We start from the raw sequence: 21,102 nt of genomic DNA, 5'->3' as shown, positions 1-21,102 counted from the left end.
GATTTTAGCGCCGGAGAAATGTTAGTGAACGACGCGATTCCCCGCCCCCCAAATAAAACGGCTAAGGCGATGACGCCGCTGCTGGAAATTCGCAACCTGACTAAATCTTTTGACGGCCAGCACGCCGTGGATGATGTCAGTCTGACCATTTACAAAGGTGAGATTTTTGCGCTGCTGGGCGCATCCGGCTGTGGTAAATCGACCTTGCTGCGCATGCTGGCGGGATTCGAACCGCCCACCAGCGGCCAGATTGTGCTGGATGGTCAGGATCTCTCCCACGTTCCGCCGTATCAGCGCCCAATCAACATGATGTTCCAGTCCTACGCACTGTTCCCGCACATGACGGTGGAGCAGAACATTGCCTTTGGCCTGAAACAGGACAAACTGCCGAAAGGCGAAATCAGCAGCCGCGTCGAAGAGATGCTGTCGCTGGTGCACATGCAGGAGTTCGCGAAGCGTAAGCCGCATCAGCTCTCTGGCGGTCAGCGTCAGCGTGTGGCGCTGGCGCGTAGCCTGGCGAAGCGTCCCAAACTGCTGCTGCTCGACGAGCCGATGGGCGCGCTGGATAAAAAACTGCGTGACCGCATGCAGCACGAAGTGGTCGATATTCTTGAACGTGTCGGCGCCACCTGCGTAATGGTGACGCACGATCAGGAAGAAGCGATGACCATGGCGGGCCGCATCGCCATCATGAACCGCGGTAAATTTGTGCAGATTGGTGAGCCGGAAGAGATCTACGAGCATCCCACCAGCCGCTACAGCGCCGAGTTCATCGGTTCGGTGAATGTGTTTGAAGGTTTACTGCGCGAACGCGGCGAAGAGGCGCTGATCATTGATGCGCCGGGCTTAGTGCATCCGCTGAAAGTGCAGACTGATGTTTCCGTGGTCGATAACGTGCCGGTCCACGTGGCGCTGCGTCCGGAAAAAGTGATGCTGTGCGAAGAGGTACCTGCCGATGGCTGCAACTTTGCCGTGGGTGAAGTGGTTCACATCGCCTATCTCGGCGACCTGTCGATTTATCACGTGCGTCTGCGCAGCGGCCAGATGATCAGCGCACAGTTGCAAAACGCCCATCGCTACCGCAAAGGCGCGCCAACGTGGGGCGATGAAGTGCGTCTCTGCTGGGACGCCGACAGCTGTGTGGTTCTGACGGTTTAAGGGGGCGATATGAGCCAGATTTCTCAACGCAGCGAGCCCGAAGTGGTGGGCACGCCGCTGCAGCGCTGGGCGACGCGCATCAAGATGCAGCACGGCCGCAAGCTGGTAATTGCCTTGCCGTATCTGTGGCTGATCTTGCTGTTCCTGCTGCCGTTCCTGATCGTGCTGAAGATCAGCTTTGCCGACATTGCGCGCGCCATTCCGCCGTACACCGATTTGGTCACCTGGGCCGATGGTCAGCTCAATCTGGTGCTCAATCTCGGTAACTACTTCACGCTGACCGACGATCCGCTGTATGCCGATGCGTACCTGACGTCGCTGAAAGTGGCGGGCATCTCCACCATTATCTGCCTGATGATCGGTTATCCGCTGGCGTGGGCGGTGGCGCACAGCAAGCCGTCAATGCGCACCATTTTACTGCTGCTGGTGATCCTGCCATCGTGGACCTCGTTCCTGGTGCGCGTTTACGCGTGGATGGGCCTGCTCAACAACAACGGCATTCTCAACCGCTTCCTGATGTGGCTCGGCGTCATCGATCATCCGCTGGTGATCCTCTACACCAACACGGCGGTGTATATCGGTATCGTTTACTGCTATCTGCCGTTTATGGTGCTGCCAATTTATACCGCGCTGACGCGTATTGATTATTCGCTGGTGGAGGCTTCGCTGGATCTCGGTGCACGTCCGCTGAAGACCTTCTTCAGCGTGATTGTGCCGCTGACCAAAGGCGGGATTATTGCCGGCTCAATGCTGGTGTTTATTCCGGCGGTCGGCGAGTACGTGATCCCGGAACTGCTCGGCGGTCCGGACAGCATCATGATTGGGCGTATTTTATGGCAGGAGTTCTTTAACAACCGTGACTGGCCGGTAGCGTCCGCGCTGGCGGTGATCATTCTGCTGATTCTGATATTGCCGATTATCTGGTTCCACAAGCATCAGAACCGTGAAGTGGGAGAGAAAGAATGAGCCAGTTACCGACTATTCGCTCTTCGTGGCGCACTGTAATTCTGCTGCTGTGCTTTATGTTCCTCTATGCGCCGATGCTGCTGCTGGTGGTTTACTCCTTCAACAGTTCGCCGCTGGTCACGGTATGGGAGAGCTTCTCGTTCCACTGGTACAAAGTGCTGTTCCAGGATCAGGCGATGCTGGATGCGGTGGGGCTCAGCCTGACCATCGCCGCGCTCTCAGCCACCATGGCGGTGGTGCTTGGCACCATGGCGGCGGTGGTGATTGTGCGCTTTGGCCGCTTCCGGGGACATAACGGCTTCGCCTTTATGCTGACAGCGCCGCTGGTAATGCCTGATGTGATCACCGGTTTATCCTTGCTGCTGCTGTTCGTGGCGATGGGTAACACCTTTGGCTGGCCGAGCGATCGCGGCATGCTGACCATCTGGCTGGCGCACGTGACCTTCTGTACTGCTTACGTGGCGGTGGTGATCAATTCGCGTCTGCGTGAACTGGACCGCTCGATTGAAGAGGCGGCGATGGATCTCGGCGCAACGCCGGTGAAAGTGTTCTTTGTGATCACCGTACCGATGATCGCGCCGGCGATCGTTACCGGCTGGCTGCTGGCGTTTACCTTGTCGCTGGATGATTTGGTGATTGCCAGCTTCGTGACCGGCCCAGGCGCAACCACCTTGCCGATGGCGATTTTCGCCACCGTGCGTCGTGGCGTCAACCCGGAGATCAACGCCTTAGCCTCACTGATTCTGTTTGTCGTCGGTTTAGTGGGTTTTATCGCCTGGCGCTTTATGGCGCACGAAGAAAAGCAGCGTTTACGCGATATTCAGAAAGCAAAACGTGGCTGAAAGCCGTAACATTTGTCACTATAAGAACGGGCTGATTTTATCGGCCCGTTTTATTATGGTTACGGAGCTACACCATGTCGGAAACCCTGAAACACGGTTCAATGATTAACGCTACACCGGTGCCCGTGATGGTGGCGGGCAGCGCTATCATTATTACGCGTTGCCTCAGCGTGTTGATGCTGGCCAACGAACTGGGTTACGACGAACTCGCCAACTTCGTGCATCGCAGCGCGCAAGCCTGGGATTCCACCCTGATCTTTATCGCCAGCCAGCTGATTTTCCTGTTTGAACTGCGCTGCGCTTTTGTTCTGATGCGCGGCAACAATCGTGGGCGCTGGGGCTATGTGGCGACGCAAATCATTGTGCTGATCTACATGTTGATGGCATCGGTGGGCTGGATCTACCCGGAAATTTTTAGCATTCCCGGTGAGAGTAATGCCCAAATCATTCATCACACGCTGCTGCAAAAGCTCCCGGATGTGTTGGTATTAGGGCTGCTGTTTGTGCCCGCCAGCAGTCGCGCTTTTTTCCGGCGCCGGTGATACAATCGCCCCCCATTTTTTCTCCCGATTCTGAATACAGGCATTTGCATGCATTGCGCGCTTTATGATGCCGGTCGCTGTCGTTCGTGTCAGTGGCTGGAAAAACCCTATCCGCAACAGCTCAACGACAAGCAGTCGCTGCTGGAACAACTACTGGCTGAGAAGCCGGTGGGCGAATGGCTGCCGCCGGTGCAATCCGCGCAGCAAGGGTTTCGCAATAAGGCCAAAATGGTAGTCAGCGGGAGCGTGGAGCGGCCGATTTTGGGCATGGTGGCGCGCGACGGTGAACCGGTCGATCTCTGCGCTTGCCCGCTCTATCCCGACAGCTTCAGTGCAGTGTTCGCGCTACTCAAACCCTTCATCGCCCGCGCCGGTTTAACGCCTTACAACGTGGCGCGCAAACGCGGTGAGCTGAAGTTTCTGCTGCTGACGGAGAGTACGCAGGGCGGCATGATGCTGCGTTTTGTGCTGCGTTCCACCAGCAAGCTGCAGCAGCTGCGCGATGCCTTGCCGTGGCTGCAACAGCAGCTGCCGCAGCTGAAGGTGATCTCCGCCAACATCCAGCCGGTGCATATGGCGATTCTTGAAGGCGACGAAGAGATTGCGCTGACGCCGGATCAGGCGCTGGCGGAGCGCTTTAATCAGGTGCCGCTCTATATCCGCCCGCAAAGCTTCTTCCAGACCAACCCACAGGTTGCGGCCGATCTCTACGCCACCGCGCGCGATTGGGTCGCGCAGTTGCCGGTTAGCAGCATGTGGGATCTGTTTTGTGGCGTTGGGGGATTTGGCCTGCACTGCGCAACGCCCGAGATGCAGCTGACCGGCATCGAAATCAATGCTGAAGCCATCGCCTGTGCGCAGCAGTCAGCACAGCAGCTGGGGTTAGACAAAGTGAGTTTTGCCGCGCTGGATTCCACGCAGTTCGCCACTTCGCGTGAAGCGGTGCCGCAGCTGGTGCTGGTGAATCCGCCGCGTCGCGGTATTGGCGCAGAGTTGTGTGCTTATCTCAGTGAGATGGCGCCGGATTACATTCTCTATTCCAGCTGCAATCCCAGCAGCATGGCGCAGGATATCGCGCGTCTGGCTGATTATGACGTGAGCCGCGTGCAGCTGTTCGACATGTTCCCGCATACCGCGCATTTTGAAGTGCTGTGTTTGCTGAGCAAGAAGGGTGGGACGGCGTAACGTTCACCTGCACGGAGGACGTGCAGAACCTGGCAGGCAGCACGCTCCGCCATCCCATAATGCTTATTCCGGGAACCACTTCTGATTGATTTGCTGCCAGGTCCCGTTGGCCTTCAATGCCACTAACGCGCTGTTCAGCTCGTTCAGCAGCGGCGCATTGCCTTTGCGTACCGCGATACCTAAACCGGTGCCGAAGAAGTCGGTATCGGTGATGTGCTCGCCTACCGCGCTCAGATCGTCATTGGCCTTGAGCCACTGATTCACCACCGCCGTGTCACCAAACACGCCGTTCAGGCGACCGTTTTTCAGGTCGAGAATCGCGTTCTGGTAGCTGTCATACGCCACCGCAATCACCTCCGGATGTTTCTCCAGCAGGTATTTCTGATGTGTGGTGCCGTTCTCAACGCCAACACGTTTGCCTTTCAGCTGGCTGAAGTCGGTGAACTGGCCTTTATGCGCAATCACAATCGCCGAGTTAGCGTAATAAGGTTGGGTGAAATCGACCTGCTTGCTGCGATCGGCGGTGATATCCATGCCGGAAATCACTGCGTCATAGCGACGGAATTTCAGCGACGGAATCAGGCTATCGAAGGCGTTGTTGGTAAAGGTGCAATCCGCTTTCATCTGCTGACACAGTGCTTTTGCCAGATCGATATCGAAGCCCACGATTTGGTTGTCGTGATCAAGGGATTCGAACGGGGGATAAGTGGCGGAAGAGGCGAAGCGGATTTTTTCCGCCGCATAAGCATTCATTGCCAGAGTTGCCAGCGCAGCAGCAACGATCCATTTTTTCATTATGTAACTCCTGTAAACCATGCCAGAGACGGAACGGGTTACACGATGCCAGTTAATGAATTTATATGCAATATTTTTGCTTATTAATTTAAATGAACAGCGGGCGCTTTTCGGGCGCCCGCTGGGGTGACATCAGTTACGGCGCTCAAATGCCAGCGCCCGCTTCTCAACCAAACGCATCATCAGCGTCAGCAAGCCATTAACCACCAGATAGATCAGGCCAGCGGCGGCGTACACCGAGATATCGTAAGTGCGGCCATACAGCAGCTGTCCGTGCCCCATCACTTCCATCAACGTAATGGTGTAAGCCAGCGAGGTACTTTTGAAGACAAGCACCACTTCGTTGGAGTAGGACGACAGGGCGCGCTTGAAGGCGTACGGCAGCAGAATGCGCAGCGTATCTTTGCGGTTCATGCCGAGCGCCGCGCAGGATTGCCATTGACCGGACGGAATGGCGCGCACCGCACCGTAAAACAGCTGCGTGGTATAAGCCGCACTGTTGAGCGACAGCGCCAGCAGCGCACACAGCCACGGCTGCGACAGCAGATGCCACAACCAAGGAATGTTCTGGATGCTGGGGAACTGGCCGGGACCGTAATAGATCAGGAAGATCTGCACCAGCAGCGGCGTGCCGGTGAACAGCGTGATATAGCCTTTCACTAGCCAATTGAGCACCGGCACTTTGAGCGCCAGCACGATGGTGCAAAGTACAGAGAGCACCAATGCCGCAATCAGCGATGCCACGGTCAGCGTCAGGCTGGTGTGAAGCCCTTTCAGCAGCTCGGGTAAGTAATCCAGCATGCTTAAGCCCCTCGCTCGAAACGCGTGGTGCGCAATTCAATGCGGCGCAGCACGAACTGACTGAACAGCGTGATAATCAGATAGATCGCCGCCGCCACCAGATACCAGGTAAACGGCTCTTGCGTGCGCGTAGCGATACTTTTGGTTTGCAGCATCAGGTCATTCACGCTGATCAACGATACCAGCGCAGTATCCTTCAGCAGCACCAGCCATTGGTTACCCAAACCGGGCAGCGCGTGACGCCACATCTGCGGCATGATCAGGCGTAGGAAAATCGCCGACTTCTTCATGCCCAGCGCCTGGCCCGATTCCCATTGACCCACCGGCACCGCTTTCAGCGCGCCGCGCAGGGTTTGTGACGCATAGGCGGAATAGAGCATCGCCAGCGCAATCACACCACACAGGAAGGGACTGACGTCGAAGTTTTCAATCTGCACCTGCACCAGAATAGATAACAGGCCGAGATTGATGTGGAAGCCATCGGAGAGCGTCAGCAGCAGCTGTGAGGCGCCGAAATAGATAAACAGCACCACCAGAATTTCCGGCAGGCCGCGAATCAGCGTGACCAGCGCGGTACCGAGCCACGCCAGCGGTCTCCAGCGCAGCGATTCCCAGCCAGCAAAAATCATCGCCAGCACAAGGCCGGCGATCAGTGCACAAACGGCAAGGCCGACGGTCATACCGGCGGCGCTTGCGAGTGGAATCATTTCATTCATCAGAAATTACTGCTGGAACCATTTGCTGTAGATGGTTTTGTAGGTGCCGTCAGCTTTGATCTTCTCCAGCGCCGCATTGAACTTGCCCTGCAGCTCGCTGTTGCCCTGACGCACAGCAATACCCAAACCGGTACCGAAGTAATCTTTGTCCGTCACTTTCTCACCCAGCGGTGCGAGGTTGGCGTTCTGCTTCAGCCACTCGTTCACTACCGCGGTGTCACCGAATACCGCATCGATACGACCATTTTTCAGATCCAGCACCGCGTTCTGGTAGCTGTCGTAAGGCACAACGGTGATGTCGCTGTGTTTGTCAGAGAGGTATTTCTGGTGTGTGGTGCCGTTCTGCACGCCTACACGTTTGCCTTTCAGCGCGGCCACGTCAGCCATTTTGCCTTTCTGCGCGATGAAGATGGCAGAGTTGTCGTAGTACGGCTTGGAGAACAGCACTTGCTTCTCACGATCTGGCGTGATGTCCATGCCTGCCATAACCGCGTCAAAACGACGGAACTTCAGACTGGGGATCAGGCTATCGAACGCCTGATTAGTGAAGGTGCAGGTCGCATCCATCTCTTTACACAGCGCGTTAGCCAGATCGACATCAAAGCCCTGAATTTTGTTATCAGAGTCGACGAATTCAAACGGAGGATAAGAAGCCTCGGTAGCAAAACGCAATGTCTGTGCCGCTGAAGCGCTCAGGCTCAGGCCAGCAAGGAGGGCAGCAATTACAACTTTTTTCATTAGAAGCATCCTGACTTAATGCGAAAGATAATTAGCAAACGCGTCGGTTTGCGGCTGTGTAAAGTGGCTGGCATCGCCTTGCTCAACAATGTGACCGTTTTCCATATACACCACGCGGCTGGCGGTTTTACGCGCCACTTCCACTTCATGCGTCACGATCACTTGTGTGATGTTGGTCTGTGCCAGCTCACGAATAATGCTGACGATCTGGGCGGTGATTTCGGGATCGAGCGCGGCGGTCGGTTCATCAAACAGCAGCACCTGCGGCTCCATCATCAGCGCACGGGCAATCGCTACGCGCTGCTGCTGGCCGCCGGAAAGATGCAGCGGGAAGCGATCGGCGTAAGGCGTCAGGCGCAGACGGTCCAGCAGCTTTTCAGCACGCGCACGCGCGGCGTCCTTGCTGAGGCCGAGCACGCGGCACGGCGCTTCAATCAGGTTTTGCAGCACGCTCAGGTGCGGCCACAGATTGTATTGCTGGAATACCATGCCCACGTTCTGCCGCAGCTCGCGAATCGCGCTGTCGGAAGGGGCTTTGGTGAAATCAAACTGGTTGCCGGCAATCTGCAGGCTGCCGGAGCGCGGTTGCTCCAGCAAGTTGAGGACGCGCAGGAGCGAACTTTTACCCGCGCCACTCGGGCCGAGCAACACCAGCGTTTCACCCTGCGGACAAGCCAGGTTGATATCGAACAGGGCCTGATGGGTACCGTAAAAACAGTTTATGGCGTTTAGTTGAATACTCATGCGCAAAAAATGAATAGTAATTAGTGTCGCGGATTTTAACGTCACCAGAATAGTTATGCAATTGTGGTGGGTTAATATTTATTAAAGAGCAGTGAAACCTCCAAAGCGTAGCACAAAATCGCGCAACTCAAGGTGGATGAGGGCTGGCGAGCCCTATTTTGTTCACAAAATATCAACAAAAAGCGCCGCAAGGATGCGGCGCGCTAAACAATGGTATTAACGGCGGTAAAAGTGAACGGTTACTTTTTCGCTTCCAGCAGCTGCGTCAGCGAACCGCCGCCAGCGTGGGGCACCTGGCCGACATAACGCACATCATCAACCACCCAGCAGGTGCCTTCGTGGATCATCAGCACTTCATCTTGCCAGGCTTTGCTGTCGCGGCTCAGCTCAACCCGCAGCGGAATATTGCGCGCGTCGCGGTTAGGAATGGTGGATGCGCTGGCCACGTCCGCTGAAGTTGGGCCTTGCGCCAGGCTGGAAAAGAGATCGCCGCTGGTCCACGCCGCCGGTTTCGGGTTCTGGCTGCTGGCTCTCAGCAGCTTCTGATACAGATGATCGCTGAGGTAAGGACGGTATTTCGCTAGCGTGTTGCTGTCTGGCAAACCTTTCGTCGGCTGGCTGACGCGTAAATCATAGAACTGTTGCGCCACGCTGTCCGGACCACCCTCTACACAGGCAGCGGTGCGCGGGCCATTATCCTTAATCACTGGCTCAACGGTGGTACAAGCACTTAGCAGCAACGCCGCGGGAATAAGCAGCGCAAAGGCATTGTTTCTCATCTCGATTTCCTTATTGTTCACTGGCAAAGCGCCATTTTTAGCATAGAGTATAGCCTTGCTTTTACGCCTTACGAGTTATAACCCGCTGATTCAGAAAAGGAGAACACCATGAAATTTTCTACAACGCCCACGCTGGAAGGACACAGCATCAGTGAATATTGCGGCGTGGTCGCCGGTGAAGCGATTCTCGGCGCCAATATTTTCCGCGATTTCTTCGCCGGTATCCGCGATATCGTCGGTGGCCGCTCTGGCGCCTACGAAAAAGAGTTACGCAAAGCGCGCCAGATCGCCTTTAAAGAGCTGGAAGAGCAGGCGAAAGCGCTCGGCGCCAACGCGGTGGTGGGCATCGATATCGACTACGAAACTGTCGGCAAAGAGGGCAGCATGTTGATGGTGAGCGTCACCGGCACCGCCGTGATTATTCGCTAATGCGCGTGGTTGTCCTGCTGGCGATGGCGCTGTTACTTAGCGCTTGTCAGTCATCAATTGAAGCGCGCCACGGTTACTGGGTGGATACCGCACATCCGGCGCAGGGCGCGCGACCGCGCATTAAGGTGGTGGTGATTCACTACACCGCCGAGGATTTTTCCAGTTCGCTGGCGACACTGACCGATCGGGAAGTTAGCGCGCACTACCTGATTCCGCAGCATCCGCCGCAGAAAAACGGCAAGGGCGTGGTGTGGCAATTGGTGCCGGAAAGCCAGCTCGCGTGGCACGCGGGCCCGAGTTTCTGGCGCGGCGCAACGCGCATCAATGACACTTCGATTGGTATTGAAATCGTTAACAGCGGCTATCGTCGAACCTTAACGGGTTTGCAGTGGCAGCCCTTTACGCCGCAGCAGATCAGCGCGCTGATGGCGCTGGTCGAAGATATCACTCAGCGCTACGGCATCGCGCCGGAAAATGTGGTCGGACACAGCGATATCGCACCGCAGCGTAAGCAGGATCCCGGTCCGCTGTTTCCCTGGCAGCAGCTGGCAGAGCACGGTTTAGGCGCGTGGCCCGAGCAGGCAACGGTGCAGCGCTATCTTAACGGACGCGCGGCGGATGAAGGCGTGGATCAGGCAGAACTGCTGGATGCGCTGCAGCGCTATGGCTACGACGTGGCGGCGGCAACCACGCCGCAGATGCAGCGCAAGCTGATTGCGGCGTTTCAAATGCATTTCCGCCCGCGTGATTATCGCGGCATCGCCGATGCGGAAACCCTGGCGATTGCCCGCGCGTTATCAGCGAAATACGGTGCGGCGCAGTGATGCTTGTTATTAATAAAGCATCATGTACTTGACCTCTTTTGAACAACACGCACTGAAGTTTCGACGCAGGCCGGGGGCGCTTTTGGGCAGGCTATCCGCAACGCTGAACGAAGCGAGGAAGCCAGGAGAGCCCGCAGGACGCGGGCGAAAGGCGAAGCCGGGACAGGGAAGTCCCGTCTTTGCCGGTCCGTAAGGCAGACGAGCGCAGTGAAGGTACCGCGCAAGCGGCGCGAGGACTGCCGGACCAAAAGTGACTTCGGCCAGCGCACTCATCGTTGGCTTGACGGACTAGCAGTGGTCACCATAAATGGCGACCCTACAAAGTATGAATGCGCACCAGGATTTACTGCTGCAGGAATGCCTGCCAGTGCGCCACCAGCCGTTGCAGATCCTGACGGCTGACATCCAGATGCGTGACAATACGCGTTACGGGCCCAACGCTAATTAGCACATCGCCCGACTGCATCCAGCTTTTCAGCGCGTCAACTTTCTCTGTTGGCACCTTCACAAATAGCATGTTGGTGTGCTGATTAAGCACTTCAACACCGATGGCGCTGAGCTGCTCGCCTAACCATGCCGCATTATCGTGGTCGTCTTTGAGACGCGCGACATTGTGCTTCAACGCATACAGTCCTGCCGCGGCCAGAATGCCCGACTGACGCATGCCGCCGCCGGTCATTTTGCGCCAGCGACGCGCTTGCTCAATGTAGGCTTCATCGCCACACAGCAGTGAACCAATCGGCGTACCGAGGCCTTTTGACAGGCAGATGGTTAAGGTGTCGCAGTAACGCGCAATCGCTTCCAGCTCCACATTCTGTGCCACCACGGCGTTAAAAATACGTGCGCCATCAATGTGCAGCGCCAGCTTATGCTCGCGGGTGAATATCCACGCTTGCTCCAGATAGCTCAGCGGCAGCACTTTACCGTGATGGGTGTTTTCCAGGCTCAACAGACGGGTGCGGGCGAAGTGGAAATCGTCGGGTTTGATGGCGGCGGCCACCTCCGCCAGCGGCAGGGAACCATCTTCCGCATGCAGAATTGGCTGTGGCTGAATGCTGCCAAGCACCGCTGCGCCGCCGGCTTCATATTTGTAGTTGTGCGCCTGCTGACCCACGATATATTCATCGCCGCGCTGGCAGTGACAGAGCAGCGCAACCAGATTAGCTTGCGTGCCGGTGGGGAAGAACAGGGCGGCGGCTTTGCCGCTTAAGCGTGCGGCTTCGACTTCCAGTGCGTATACGGTGGGGTCATCGCGGTAGACATCATCGCCGGTTTCGGCTGCCATCATGGCATCGAGCATGGCAGCACTCGGGCGGGTTACGGTATCACTGCGTAGATCGATCACGTCGCTCTCCTGAAATAAAAAAGCGGGCGAAGCGCCCGCGTTATCATCATGTCTGGCCTGAATTGTTTTACCTCAGCCAATTGGTTTTCGCCAGCTCTACGATCTCATCACCGCGTCCATTCAGAATGGCGCGCATCATGTAGAGGCTGAAACCTTTGGCCTGCTCGGCTTTGATCTGCGGCGGCATCGACAACTCTTCTTTGGCAGTAATCACGTCAAGCAACACCGGGCCATCATGCGCAAAGGCTTCCTGCAGCGCGCCGTTAAGATCGGAGGCTTTCTCAACGCGAATGCCTTTGATGCCACAGGCGGCGGCGATGGCGGCGAAATCCGGGTTTTCGAGGTCGGTGCCGTCGGTCAGATAGCCACCGGCTTTCATCTCCATCGCCACAAAGCCCAGCACGCTGTTATTGAAGATCACCAGTTTCACCGGCAGCTTGAGCTGCGCCACCGAAATGAAATCGCCCATCAACATGCTAAAACCGCCGTCGCCACACAGCGCCACCACCTGACGCTGCTTGTCCAGCGACTGCGCGCCCAACGCCTGCGGCATGGCGTTGGCCATCGAACCGTGATTGAACGAGCCGATCAAACGACGTTTGCCGTTCATCTTCAGATAGCGCGCTGCCCACACGGTTGGCGTGCCGACGTCGCAGGTAAAGATGGCGTCGTTATCGGCGTATTCACTGATTTGCTGGGCCAGATATTGCGGGTGAATCGCCAGCTTATCGTTGGCGGTGGCCAGTTCGTCCAGCCCTTTGCGCGCATCGACATAATGCTCCAGCGCTTTATCCAAATGCTGACGATCGGTTTTGCTGGTGAGCTGCGGCTGCAGCGCATGCAAGGTGGTTTTGATGTCACCCACCAGCGCCATATCCACATGGCTGTGTGAGCCAAGGCTGCCCGGATTGATGTCGATCTGAATGATTTTGGCATCGGCCGGATAGAAGGCGCGATAGGGGAATTGCGTCCCCAGCAGCACTAAGGTATCGGCATTCATCATGGCGTGGAAACCAGAGGAGAAGCCAATCAATCCGGTCATGCCGACATCGTAAGGGTTATCATATTCGATGTGCTCTTTACCGCGCATCGCGTGCACAATCGGCGCTTTCAGCGTTTCTGCCAGCTTCACCACTTCGTCATGCGCGCCAGCGCAACCGCTGCCGCACAGCAGGGTGATATTTTTCGCTGCATTCAGCGTTTCAGCTAATGCGGCCACTTCGCGGGCGGTTGGCACGACGTGCGGCAACTGCGGCGGATACCATTCGCTGCGTGCGCTTTCCGGGGCCGGCTGCAATGCCACGTCGCCGGGGATCACAATCACTGATACGCCACGATTGAGAATCGCTTTACGCATCGCAATGCCTAGCACCTGCGGCAGCTGCTCCGGATTGGAAACCAGCTCGCAATAGTGGCTGCATTCGCGAAATAATTCTTGTGGGTGGGTTTCCTGAAAATAGCCGCTGCCAATTTCGCTGGAAGGAATGTGGGCGGCGATGGCCAAAACCGGAACGTGATTGCGGTGGCAATCAAACAAGCCGTTGATGAGATGCAGGTTGCCCGGTCCACAGGAACCGGCGCATACCGCCAATTCGCCGCTGATTTGTGCTTCAGCGCCGGCCGCGAAGGCTGCCACTTCTTCATGGCGCGTCGGCATCCATTCGATGGTGCCCATGCGATTCAGGCTGTCGCTCAGCCCGTTGAGAGAGTCACCGGTGACGCCCCAAATACGTTTCACGCCGGCGTTTTCCAAAGTTTTTGCCAGCATTGCCGCCACAGTTTGCTTCATCGTTATGCTCCTTTCTGGTGTTGAGCCATCCATGCCGATGGCGAAAACGTGTCAGTCAGAAAGCGTAGACGATGAAGCTGGCGTGCAGGCGTGAAAAAATGCGTTATGCCGAGAACAGGGCGATAAGGATTGGCGCCAGCAAACTCATAATAAAACCGTGCACAATCGCAGCGGGCACGATCTCCATGCCGCCGGTGCGTTGCAGGATTGGCAGCGTGAAATCCATCGAGGTTGCGCCGCTCAAGCCCAGCGTCATGCTGCGTTGACGGGTGATCAGCAGCGGGATCAGCATAATGGTGATCAGCTCACGCAGCAGGTCGTTGAAGAAGGCGGCGCTGCCTATCACCGGGCCGAACGATTCGCTCATCAGAATGCCGGAGAGCGAATACCAGCCGAAACCGCTGGCTAACGCCAGGCCGGTTTTGATCGGCAGATCCAGCAGCAGCGCGGCCATTACGCCGCCCACCAGCGCACTGCACAGCGATACCAGCGCCACCAGCATGCCGCGACGGTTGATGGTGATTTGACGCAGCGTCATGCCGCTGCTGCGCAGCTGAATACCGACCAGCAATAGCATCAGCATCAAGGCGTATTCACTGATGGTCGAGGCGTGACGCAGCGGCGCCCATTGACTCAAACCGAGCAGAAAGCCCGCCAGCACAGAACCGCACAGCCTGAGCGACTCCAGCGCCATATGCAGACGCGACGGCAGCGCTTGTGGCTTGTGCTGATGACGCCACGGCCAGCGTCGCTCCAGCAGCCACAGCGCCAGCAGCGAGCAGGCAAGAATGCTCAGCATGCTCACCAGCGCGATGTGGAAAATGGCCAGCAAATTGCTGCTCAGGTTATCGAGGAATGCCAGGCTGGTGCCCATAAAGAACAGAATGATGTAGACCAGCGCGCTCAGCGTGCGGGCAACCGCCTGTAAAAGCGTGGTGTGGCGCAGCGGCAGCAGATAGCCGAAAACCAGCGGCAAAAGGATGATAATCAATCCGTACATGTGAGGTTTCTATCCATGATTTGCGGGCTGCCACGCTAGCGAAAAACGGTTGAAGTGTAAACCTTTTCCCCCGGCGCTGACTTGACCAACGCAGCGTGGCGGACCATGCTCAGGCAAAGCAGCAGATGGAATGTATGATGATTCTGGAACATATCGATATTCACGGTTTTCGCGGCATTAATCGGCTGTCATTGCCGTTGACCAACACCAATGTGTTGATTGGGGAAAATGCCTGGGGTAAATCGAGCCTGCTCGATGCATTGACGCTGTTGCTGGCGCCCGCCGCCGAGCCTTATCAGTTTAGCGAACACGACTTTCACTTCCCGCCCGGCGACATTGATGCCCGCATGCGCCAGTTGCAGCTGGTATTTCGTTTTCGTGCCCAGAGCGATGATGAGAGTGCGTTGTTTCAGCCCTTCTGGCAGCACGATGAGCATGGCCGCTATATCCGTTTCAGCACGCGTGCTAAACGTCAGGATCAGGGTGTAAAAACCAGCTGGCGTTTCATCGATCAGCATAACGATGTGTTGCCAGCGGCAGGCACTGACGCAGCGTTGGCATACCTGCGCGCTTATTATCCGGTATTGCGTTTACGCGATGCGCGTTTTGGCCGTCGTAACCGCCATGCTGACAACGATGCGGAGCGGCGCAAGACGACGCTGACGGCATTGGCGCAGGAAGTGGAAAAGCTGACGCGCGATTTGGTAGTGCGCCCGCAAACGCTGAGTGACGATCTGCTGCGTCAGGGATTGCATACTATGCAGCAGCTGCTGGAACACTATTTTCTGGTGCAGCAGTCAGGCAGCAGCGCGCCGCGCGTGGCACCGGAAGTTCGCGATGGCAGCGAAGGCTGGCGATCGCTGGATAAACTTAATCACCTGATTGCTGGCACCGAATCACGCAGTCGTCAGGTGATTCTGCTGCGCATGTTCTCGCTGTTGATTCAGGCGCACGGCAACGAACCGTTGCCGGCGGGGGCGCATCCGCTGCTGCTTGTGGAAGATCCGGAGACGCGGCTGCATCCGATTATGCTGTCGGTGGCGTGGAATTTACTGGAACTGATGCCGCTGCAAAAAATCGCCACCAGCAACTCGGGCGAATTGTTATCGCAAGTGCCGCTGGAAAATATGTGTCGGCTGGTGCGTGAACCCGCGCGCGTGGCGGCATGGCGTATTGGGCCCGAAGGTTTAAGTGCTGAAGAGAGTCGCCGTATCGGTTTCCACATCCGCGTGAATCGTCCTTCGGCGCTGTTTGCCCGCTGCTGGCTGCTGGTGGAAGGCGAGACCGAAGTGTGGATTATCAATGAACTGGCGCGCCAGCGTGGCTATCACTTCGCGGCGGAAGGGGTGAAAGTGATTGAGTTTGCGCAATCGGGTTTGAAACCGCTGCTGAAGTTTGCCCAACGCATGGGCATCGCCTGGCATGTGCTGACCGACGGCGACCAGGCGGGCAGCAAATATGCGGCTACTGCTCGCAGCCAGCTGCCGTCGGCGGCACGGGAAAGCGATCATCTCACGCAGTTTCCGGCACCGGATATCGAACATTTTCTCTATAAGCAGGGTTTCAGCGATGTTTATCACCAGACGGCGCACCTGCCGTTAAACGCGCCGATGAATACGCGGCGTATTATTAGTAAAGCCATTCAGCACAGCTCGAAACCTGAGCTGGCGATTGCCGTCGCGATGGCTGCGGCTGAACGCGGGCCACAGGCGATTCCGCCGTTACTGGATCAGCTGTTTGCGCGCGTGATGTGGTTGGCTCGCGGCCGGGCGGATTGAGGAAAGGGTGAGATGCGCCAAATAAAAATGCCAGCGTCTGCGGCTGGCATTTTTTTTCGGGAGTGGTCAGAATACGTGAAACAGCATGCGCGTTAAGCGACCGCAGCTTGCGTGGCTTCACAGGGCACGATCAGGCTGGCATGATTGCCTTTTGGTCCTTCATGGACATCAAACTGAACCTGCTGGCCAGCTTTCAGCGTTCTGTATCCCTCCATCTGAATCGTGGAGTAGTGTGCGAAGATATCGTCGCCGCCGCTAATCGGACAGATAAACCCGAAGCCTTTGGCGTTATTGAACCATTTTACTGTACCCGTCTCCATGCTTTTACTTCCCTCGCAAGACATTTTGATAAGTAGGTGAGGTCATCGAAGCTGTGAGTCGAGTTTGTTTAAAACTCAATCAGCTTGTGTTAGTAGAATGTAGAGAAACGGACCTTACCGTCAAGCAAACGGCCCTGGCGGACGGGGATAAATTCATCAAAATTTGAGGCAGTTAACGCTATTGCAAATTTTGTGATACAGGTCGCGCATGTGCTTTTAGGGCCAGTTTTTATCAACTGAAAACCGGCTTGACAGGCATGTTAAACTTTAGGAATGGGCGCAGAGATGTGCACAACCGTAACGCAGAATTTCGACGGAACATTATGGCAAACACAAACGACTGGCTTAATTTTGAACATCTAGCCGAAGATAAAGTACGCGAAGGGTTAAAGCCGCCTTCAATGTATAAAGTCATTCTGAATAATGACGATTATACACCTATGGAATTTGTTATTGACGTTCTGCAAAAGTTCTTTTCTTATGATATTGAACGTGCAACGCAGCTGATGTTGAAAGTTCACTACCATGGAAAAGCAATCTGTGGTGTATTCACTGCAGAAGTGGCGGAGACCAAAGTAGCCCAGGTGAACAATTACGCACGAGATAATGAACATCCGTTGCTGTGTACGCTAGAAAAAGCCTGAAGCCATCTCCATATAGGAGATAGGTTGTCAGAGCGATAATTGGGGGAGGTGCCAAATGCTCAATCAAGAACTGGAACTCAGTTTAAACATGGCTTTCGCCAGAGCGCGCGAGCACCGTCATGAGTTTATGACCGTCGAGCATCTGTTGCTGGCATTGCTCAGTAACCCGTCGGCCAGAGAGGCACTGGAAGCCTGTTCGGTGGATATCGTGGCTCTGCGTCAGGAACTCGAAGCCTTCATCGAACAAACCACGCCGGTGCTGCCTGCCAGTGAAGAGGAGCGCGATACCCAACCTACGCTCAGCTTCCAGCGTGTGCTGCAGCGCGCGGTATTCCACGTCCAGTCTTCCGGTCGCAGTGAAGTCGCAGGCGCGAACGTGCTGGTCGCGATTTTCAGCGAGCAGGAGTCGCAAGCGGCTTATCTGCTGCGCAAACACGAAGTGAGCCGTCTCGATGTGGTGAACTTCATCTCCCATGGTACGCGTAAAGACGAACCCGGCCAGCCGCAGAACAATGCGGAGAATCCGGTTAACGAAGAGCAAGCAGGCGGGGAGGATCGTATGGAAAACTTCACCACCAATCTTAATCAGCTTGCTCGTGTCGGCGGAATCGATCCGCTGATCGGCCGCGATAAAGAGCTGGAACGTACTGTTCAGGTGTTATGCCGTCGTCGTAAGAATAACCCGCTGCTGGTGGGGGAATCGGGCGTGGGTAAAACCGCGATTGCCGAAGGGCTTGCCTGGCGAATTGTGCAGGGCGACGTACCGGAAGTGATGAAAGAGTGCACCATCTATTCACTCGACATCGGTTCGCTGCTGGCGGGTACCAAATACCGTGGTGATTTTGAAAAACGCTTCAAAGCGCTGCTGAAACAGCTGGAGCAGGACAGTAACAGCATCCTGTTTATTGATGAAATTCATACCATTATCGGTGCCGGTGCGGCATCGGGTGGCCAGGTGGATGCGGCGAACCTGATCAAACCGTTGCTCTCCAGCGGCAAAATTCGCGTGATGGGTTCAACGACCTATCAGGAATTCAGCAACATTTTTGAGAAAGATCGTGCGTTGGCGCGTCGTTTCCAGAAGATCGATATCACCGAGCCTTCTGTGGAAGAGACCGTGCAAATTCTTAACGGCTTGAAACCGAAGTACGAAGCGCACCATGACGTGCGTTATACCGCCAAAGCGGTGCGTGCGGCGGTGGAGCTGGCGGTGAAGTACATCAACGATCGTCATCTGCCGGATAAAGCGATTGACGTGATTGACGAAGCCGGTGCGCGTGCGCGTCTGGTGCCCGTCAGTAAGCGTAAGAAAACTGTCAACGTTTCGGATATTGAAACGGTGGTGGCACGTATTGCGCGTATTCCTGAGCAGAGCGTGTCACAAACCGATCGTGATACGCTGAAAAATCTCGGCGATCGTCTGAAGATGCTGGTGTTTGGTCAGGATAATGCGATTGAAGCACTGACTGAAGCGATCAAAATGAGCCGTGCAGGTTTGGGCCAGGATCGTAAACCGGTCGGTTCCTTCCTGTTTGCGGGCCCAACCGGTGTCGGTAAAACAGAGGTTACCGTCCAGTTGGCAAAAGCGCTGGGTATCGAGCTGCTGCGTTTTGATATGTCCGAATATATGGAGCGTCACACCGTTAGCCGTTTGATTGGTGCGCCTCCGGGCTACGTTGGCTTCGATCAGGGCGGTTTGCTGACTGATGCGGTAATTAAACATCCGCACGCTGTGGTGCTGCTGGATGAGATCGAGAAAGCGCACCCGGATGTCTTCAACCTGCTGCTGCAGGTAATGGACAACGGTATGCTGACCGATAACAACGGCCGTAAAGCAGATTTCCGCAATGTGGTGCTGGTGATGACCACCAACGCCGGTGTGCGTGAGACTGAACGTAAGTCGATTGGCCTGATTCATCAGGACAACAGCACAGACGCAATGGAAGAGATCAAAAAGATCTTCACCCCAGAGTTCCGTAACCGTCTCGATAACATTATCTGGTTCCGTCACCTGTCTCAGGAAGTGATTCATCAGGTAGTGGATAAGTTTATCGTCGAGTTGCAGGCTCAGCTGGATGCGAAGGGCGTATCGCTGGAAGTTAGCGATGATGCGCGCGATTGGCTGGCTGATAAAGGCTACGATAAAGCGATGGGTGCGCGTCCGATGGCACGTGCCGTACAGGAAAATCTGAAGAAACCGTTGGCGAATGAACTGCTGTTTGGTTCGCTGGTTGATGGTGGATCGGTATCAGTAGCGCTGGATAAAGATAAAAACCAGCTGACTTACCACTTCCTGAGTGCGGAAAAACGTAAAACCGAAGGTACAGTACACTAAGCGTTTTGCAGATATGAAAAAGGCCGGATGCGAATCCGGCCTTTTTTTTGCGCTGAGTTTGTGCCATCAGCGCGAGATAGAAATATCTACTTAGCGACTACGGAAGACAATGCGGCCTTTGCTCAGGTCGTACGGGGTCAACTCGACAGTCACTTTGTCGCCCGTCAGGATGCGGATATAGTTTTTGCGCATTTTACCGGAGATATGAGCGGTAACCACGTGCCCGTTTTCAAGCTCTACGCGGAACATGGTGTTCGGTAACGTATCCAGTACGGTACCTTGCATTTCAATATTGTCTTCTTTGGCCATCGAATCCTCTGGGTGTACTACCAAACTGTTGAACCGGCAAGATAATGCCGAATTCCATGATTTATGTAAAGAACCGTTGATGATTTTGCCAACGCTTCGCCGTGCGTCGCGCCGTTGCGCGTGCAGTACGGATAAATTAGGGTGTTTTTTGACGTCTGCGGGGGATTAGCGGGCTAAGAATCTGTAGCAATCGGCATCAGTTGCACAATCAAAACAGCTTCGGGAAATGTGTGAGATTCCCAACCTGGCAATTCCGGCTCGCCACAGCGAAGCGCGGACGACATACCAAACTCGCTTATTGTATCACTTTTGTCGGGAATTGTGTGCAAAACATCGGTGACCGATGTCAAAAAAGGGTTTGTGTGTGCCAGCAACTCTCGGAAACCGGTTGCCACGCCAGCGTTTGCACGTACTGCAGATAATCAACGCGAGGAATTTCCACCGCACCGAGGGAAGCGGTATGCGGATTCAGCACCTGACAATCAATCAGCCGGCCCTGATGCGCCTGAAAATGTTGTGCGAATACCCAGATCGCGGTTTTCGAGGCATTTTCTTGACGGCTGAACATCGATTCACCGCAAAAAATTTGCCCCAGCGCCAGGCCATACATCCCGCCGACCAGTTGCTGCTCGCACCAGACTTCAATCGAATGTGCATGGCCCAGTTCGTACAACCGCAACCACGCACGTTTCACTTCGAAAGTGATCCATGTCCCTTCCTGACGGCCGCTGGCGCAGCCTTCCAGCACCTGCGGAAACGCATGATTCATGGTGACGCGATACGGTGAGCGCTTATGGAAGCGCGCCATACTGCGGCTGAGATGGAAAGACTCTGGCAGCATGACCGCGCGGGGATCCGGCGACCACCAGAGAATCGGATCGCCAGGAGAAAACCACGGAAAAATGCCTTGCTGATAAGCATTCATCAGGCGGGCAGGGGAGAGATCGCCGCCCATCGCCAATAATCCATTGGGCTCGCGCAGCGCCATTTCCGGTGGTGGGAAATTTAATGAATCTCGTGAAAGCTGTATCAGTCTCATTGCATCAATCACACTCAGGGCTGT

Annotated in this window: 22 protein-coding genes; 10 read left to right on the top strand and 12 right to left on the bottom strand. The window is 55.6% G+C overall.

What is annotated here, in order from left to right; genetic code table 11:
- Positions 1 to 24 precede the first annotated feature (24 nt).
- The 5 genes from potG to rlmC all read left to right on the top strand — a co-directional run bounded on the left by potG (position 25) and on the right by rlmC (position 4,693).
- Entirely contained in the window at positions 25 to 1,158 is a 1,134-nt protein-coding gene (gene potG / locus K5Y30_RS05695; RefSeq protein WP_222210935.1) for a putrescine ABC transporter ATP-binding subunit PotG, read from the top strand.
- Positions 1,159 to 1,167: 9 nt separating this feature from the next.
- Positions 1,168 to 2,124 (top strand): putrescine ABC transporter permease PotH, encoded by a 957-nt coding sequence (potH, locus tag K5Y30_RS05690; protein WP_176970900.1) that lies wholly within the window; start codon positions 1,168 to 1,170, stop codon positions 2,122 to 2,124.
- On the top strand, positions 2,121 to 2,966 hold the full coding sequence (potI, locus tag K5Y30_RS05685) for a putrescine ABC transporter permease PotI (RefSeq protein ID WP_222181716.1): 846 nt from the start codon (positions 2,121 to 2,123) through the stop codon (positions 2,964 to 2,966). Before potH ends, potI begins: the two co-directional genes overlap by 4 nt.
- Before the next feature lie 74 nt (positions 2,967 to 3,040).
- A complete protein-coding gene (locus K5Y30_RS05680; protein WP_222181717.1) occupies positions 3,041 to 3,508 on the top strand; it encodes a YbjO family protein in 468 nt (155 codons plus the stop codon).
- Positions 3,509 to 3,556: 48 nt separating this feature from the next.
- On the top strand, positions 3,557 to 4,693 hold the full coding sequence (rlmC, locus tag K5Y30_RS05675; protein ID WP_222210671.1) for a 23S rRNA (uracil(747)-C(5))-methyltransferase RlmC: 1,137 nt from the start codon (positions 3,557 to 3,559) through the stop codon (positions 4,691 to 4,693).
- A gap of 63 nt (positions 4,694 to 4,756) precedes the next feature.
- Here the strand turns inward: rlmC and artJ (K5Y30_RS05670) are convergent, their stop codons facing one another.
- The 6 genes from artJ (K5Y30_RS05670) to K5Y30_RS05645 all read right to left on the bottom strand — a co-directional run bounded on the left by artJ (K5Y30_RS05670) (position 4,757) and on the right by K5Y30_RS05645 (position 9,266).
- Positions 4,757 to 5,488: an arginine ABC transporter substrate-binding protein gene (gene artJ / locus K5Y30_RS05670; protein ID WP_101760980.1), complete on the bottom strand. Its 732-nt coding sequence runs from the start codon at positions 5,486 to 5,488 to the stop codon at positions 4,757 to 4,759.
- A gap of 132 nt (positions 5,489 to 5,620) precedes the next feature.
- Complete coding sequence (gene artM, locus K5Y30_RS05665; RefSeq protein WP_008102451.1) at positions 5,621 to 6,289, bottom strand: arginine ABC transporter permease ArtM; 669 nt, start codon at positions 6,287 to 6,289, stop codon at positions 5,621 to 5,623.
- 2 nt (positions 6,290 to 6,291) lie between these two features.
- Entirely contained in the window at positions 6,292 to 7,005 is a 714-nt protein-coding gene (gene artQ, locus K5Y30_RS05660; RefSeq protein WP_222181720.1) for an arginine ABC transporter permease ArtQ, read from the bottom strand.
- A gap of 6 nt (positions 7,006 to 7,011) precedes the next feature.
- Positions 7,012 to 7,743: an arginine ABC transporter substrate-binding protein gene (artJ, locus tag K5Y30_RS05655; RefSeq protein WP_008102446.1), complete on the bottom strand. Its 732-nt coding sequence runs from the start codon at positions 7,741 to 7,743 to the stop codon at positions 7,012 to 7,014.
- Positions 7,744 to 7,758: 15 nt separating this feature from the next.
- Positions 7,759 to 8,487 (bottom strand): arginine ABC transporter ATP-binding protein ArtP, encoded by a 729-nt coding sequence (gene artP, locus K5Y30_RS05650; protein WP_101760978.1) that lies wholly within the window; start codon positions 8,485 to 8,487, stop codon positions 7,759 to 7,761.
- Positions 8,488 to 8,726: 239 nt separating this feature from the next.
- Positions 8,727 to 9,266: a lipoprotein gene (locus K5Y30_RS05645; protein ID WP_222210670.1), complete on the bottom strand. Its 540-nt coding sequence runs from the start codon at positions 9,264 to 9,266 to the stop codon at positions 8,727 to 8,729.
- A 108-nt stretch (positions 9,267 to 9,374) separates the two neighbouring features.
- Here K5Y30_RS05645 and K5Y30_RS05640 point away from each other — a divergent pair, with 108 nt between their 5' ends.
- Complete coding sequence (locus K5Y30_RS05640; RefSeq protein ID WP_007887640.1) at positions 9,375 to 9,695, top strand: heavy metal-binding domain-containing protein; 321 nt, start codon at positions 9,375 to 9,377, stop codon at positions 9,693 to 9,695.
- Complete coding sequence (locus K5Y30_RS05635) at positions 9,695 to 10,519, top strand: N-acetylmuramoyl-L-alanine amidase (RefSeq protein WP_222210669.1); 825 nt, start codon at positions 9,695 to 9,697, stop codon at positions 10,517 to 10,519. Before K5Y30_RS05640 ends, K5Y30_RS05635 begins: the two co-directional genes overlap by 1 nt.
- A gap of 343 nt (positions 10,520 to 10,862) precedes the next feature.
- Here K5Y30_RS05635 and ltaE read toward each other — a convergent pair whose 3' ends face one another.
- From ltaE to K5Y30_RS05620, 3 genes are all read right to left on the bottom strand, one after another.
- Positions 10,863 to 11,864, bottom strand: coding sequence for a low-specificity L-threonine aldolase (ltaE, locus tag K5Y30_RS05630; RefSeq protein WP_222210668.1), 1,002 nt, complete (start codon positions 11,862 to 11,864; stop codon positions 10,863 to 10,865).
- Between the two features lie 67 nt (positions 11,865 to 11,931).
- A complete protein-coding gene (gene poxB / locus K5Y30_RS05625) occupies positions 11,932 to 13,653 on the bottom strand; it encodes a ubiquinone-dependent pyruvate dehydrogenase (protein ID WP_222210667.1) in 1,722 nt (573 codons plus the stop codon).
- 103 nt (positions 13,654 to 13,756) lie between these two features.
- Entirely contained in the window at positions 13,757 to 14,653 is an 897-nt protein-coding gene (locus tag K5Y30_RS05620; protein ID WP_222210666.1) for a lysine exporter LysO family protein, read from the bottom strand.
- A gap of 137 nt (positions 14,654 to 14,790) precedes the next feature.
- Between K5Y30_RS05620 and K5Y30_RS05615 the strand changes: the two genes are divergently transcribed.
- Positions 14,791 to 16,431: an ATP-dependent endonuclease gene (locus K5Y30_RS05615; protein ID WP_222210933.1), complete on the top strand. Its 1,641-nt coding sequence runs from the start codon at positions 14,791 to 14,793 to the stop codon at positions 16,429 to 16,431.
- Between the two features lie 92 nt (positions 16,432 to 16,523).
- On the opposite strand, the gene cspD is transcribed toward K5Y30_RS05615, so the two are convergent.
- Positions 16,524 to 16,751 (bottom strand): cold shock-like protein CspD, encoded by a 228-nt coding sequence (gene cspD / locus K5Y30_RS05610; RefSeq protein WP_007887624.1) that lies wholly within the window; start codon positions 16,749 to 16,751, stop codon positions 16,524 to 16,526.
- Between the two features lie 323 nt (positions 16,752 to 17,074).
- Between cspD and clpS the strand changes: the two genes are divergently transcribed.
- On the top strand, positions 17,075 to 17,395 hold the full coding sequence (clpS, locus tag K5Y30_RS05605) for an ATP-dependent Clp protease adapter ClpS (RefSeq protein ID WP_007887621.1): 321 nt from the start codon (positions 17,075 to 17,077) through the stop codon (positions 17,393 to 17,395).
- 55 nt (positions 17,396 to 17,450) lie between these two features.
- Positions 17,451 to 19,730: an ATP-dependent Clp protease ATP-binding subunit ClpA gene (clpA, locus tag K5Y30_RS05600; protein ID WP_064740732.1), complete on the top strand. Its 2,280-nt coding sequence runs from the start codon at positions 17,451 to 17,453 to the stop codon at positions 19,728 to 19,730.
- A gap of 90 nt (positions 19,731 to 19,820) precedes the next feature.
- Here the strand turns inward: clpA and infA are convergent, their stop codons facing one another.
- Complete coding sequence (gene infA / locus K5Y30_RS05595) at positions 19,821 to 20,039, bottom strand: translation initiation factor IF-1 (RefSeq protein WP_002211347.1); 219 nt, start codon at positions 20,037 to 20,039, stop codon at positions 19,821 to 19,823.
- A 346-nt stretch (positions 20,040 to 20,385) separates the two neighbouring features.
- A complete protein-coding gene (gene aat / locus K5Y30_RS05590; protein WP_222210665.1) occupies positions 20,386 to 21,078 on the bottom strand; it encodes a leucyl/phenylalanyl-tRNA--protein transferase in 693 nt (230 codons plus the stop codon).
- Positions 21,079 to 21,102 lie beyond the last annotated feature (24 nt).

The organism is Pantoea sp. DY-5, from assembly GCF_019795955.1.
GTDB lineage: Bacteria > Pseudomonadota > Gammaproteobacteria > Enterobacterales > Enterobacteriaceae > Pantoea > Pantoea leporis.
This window is presented reverse-complemented; position numbering and strand designations above follow the sequence as displayed.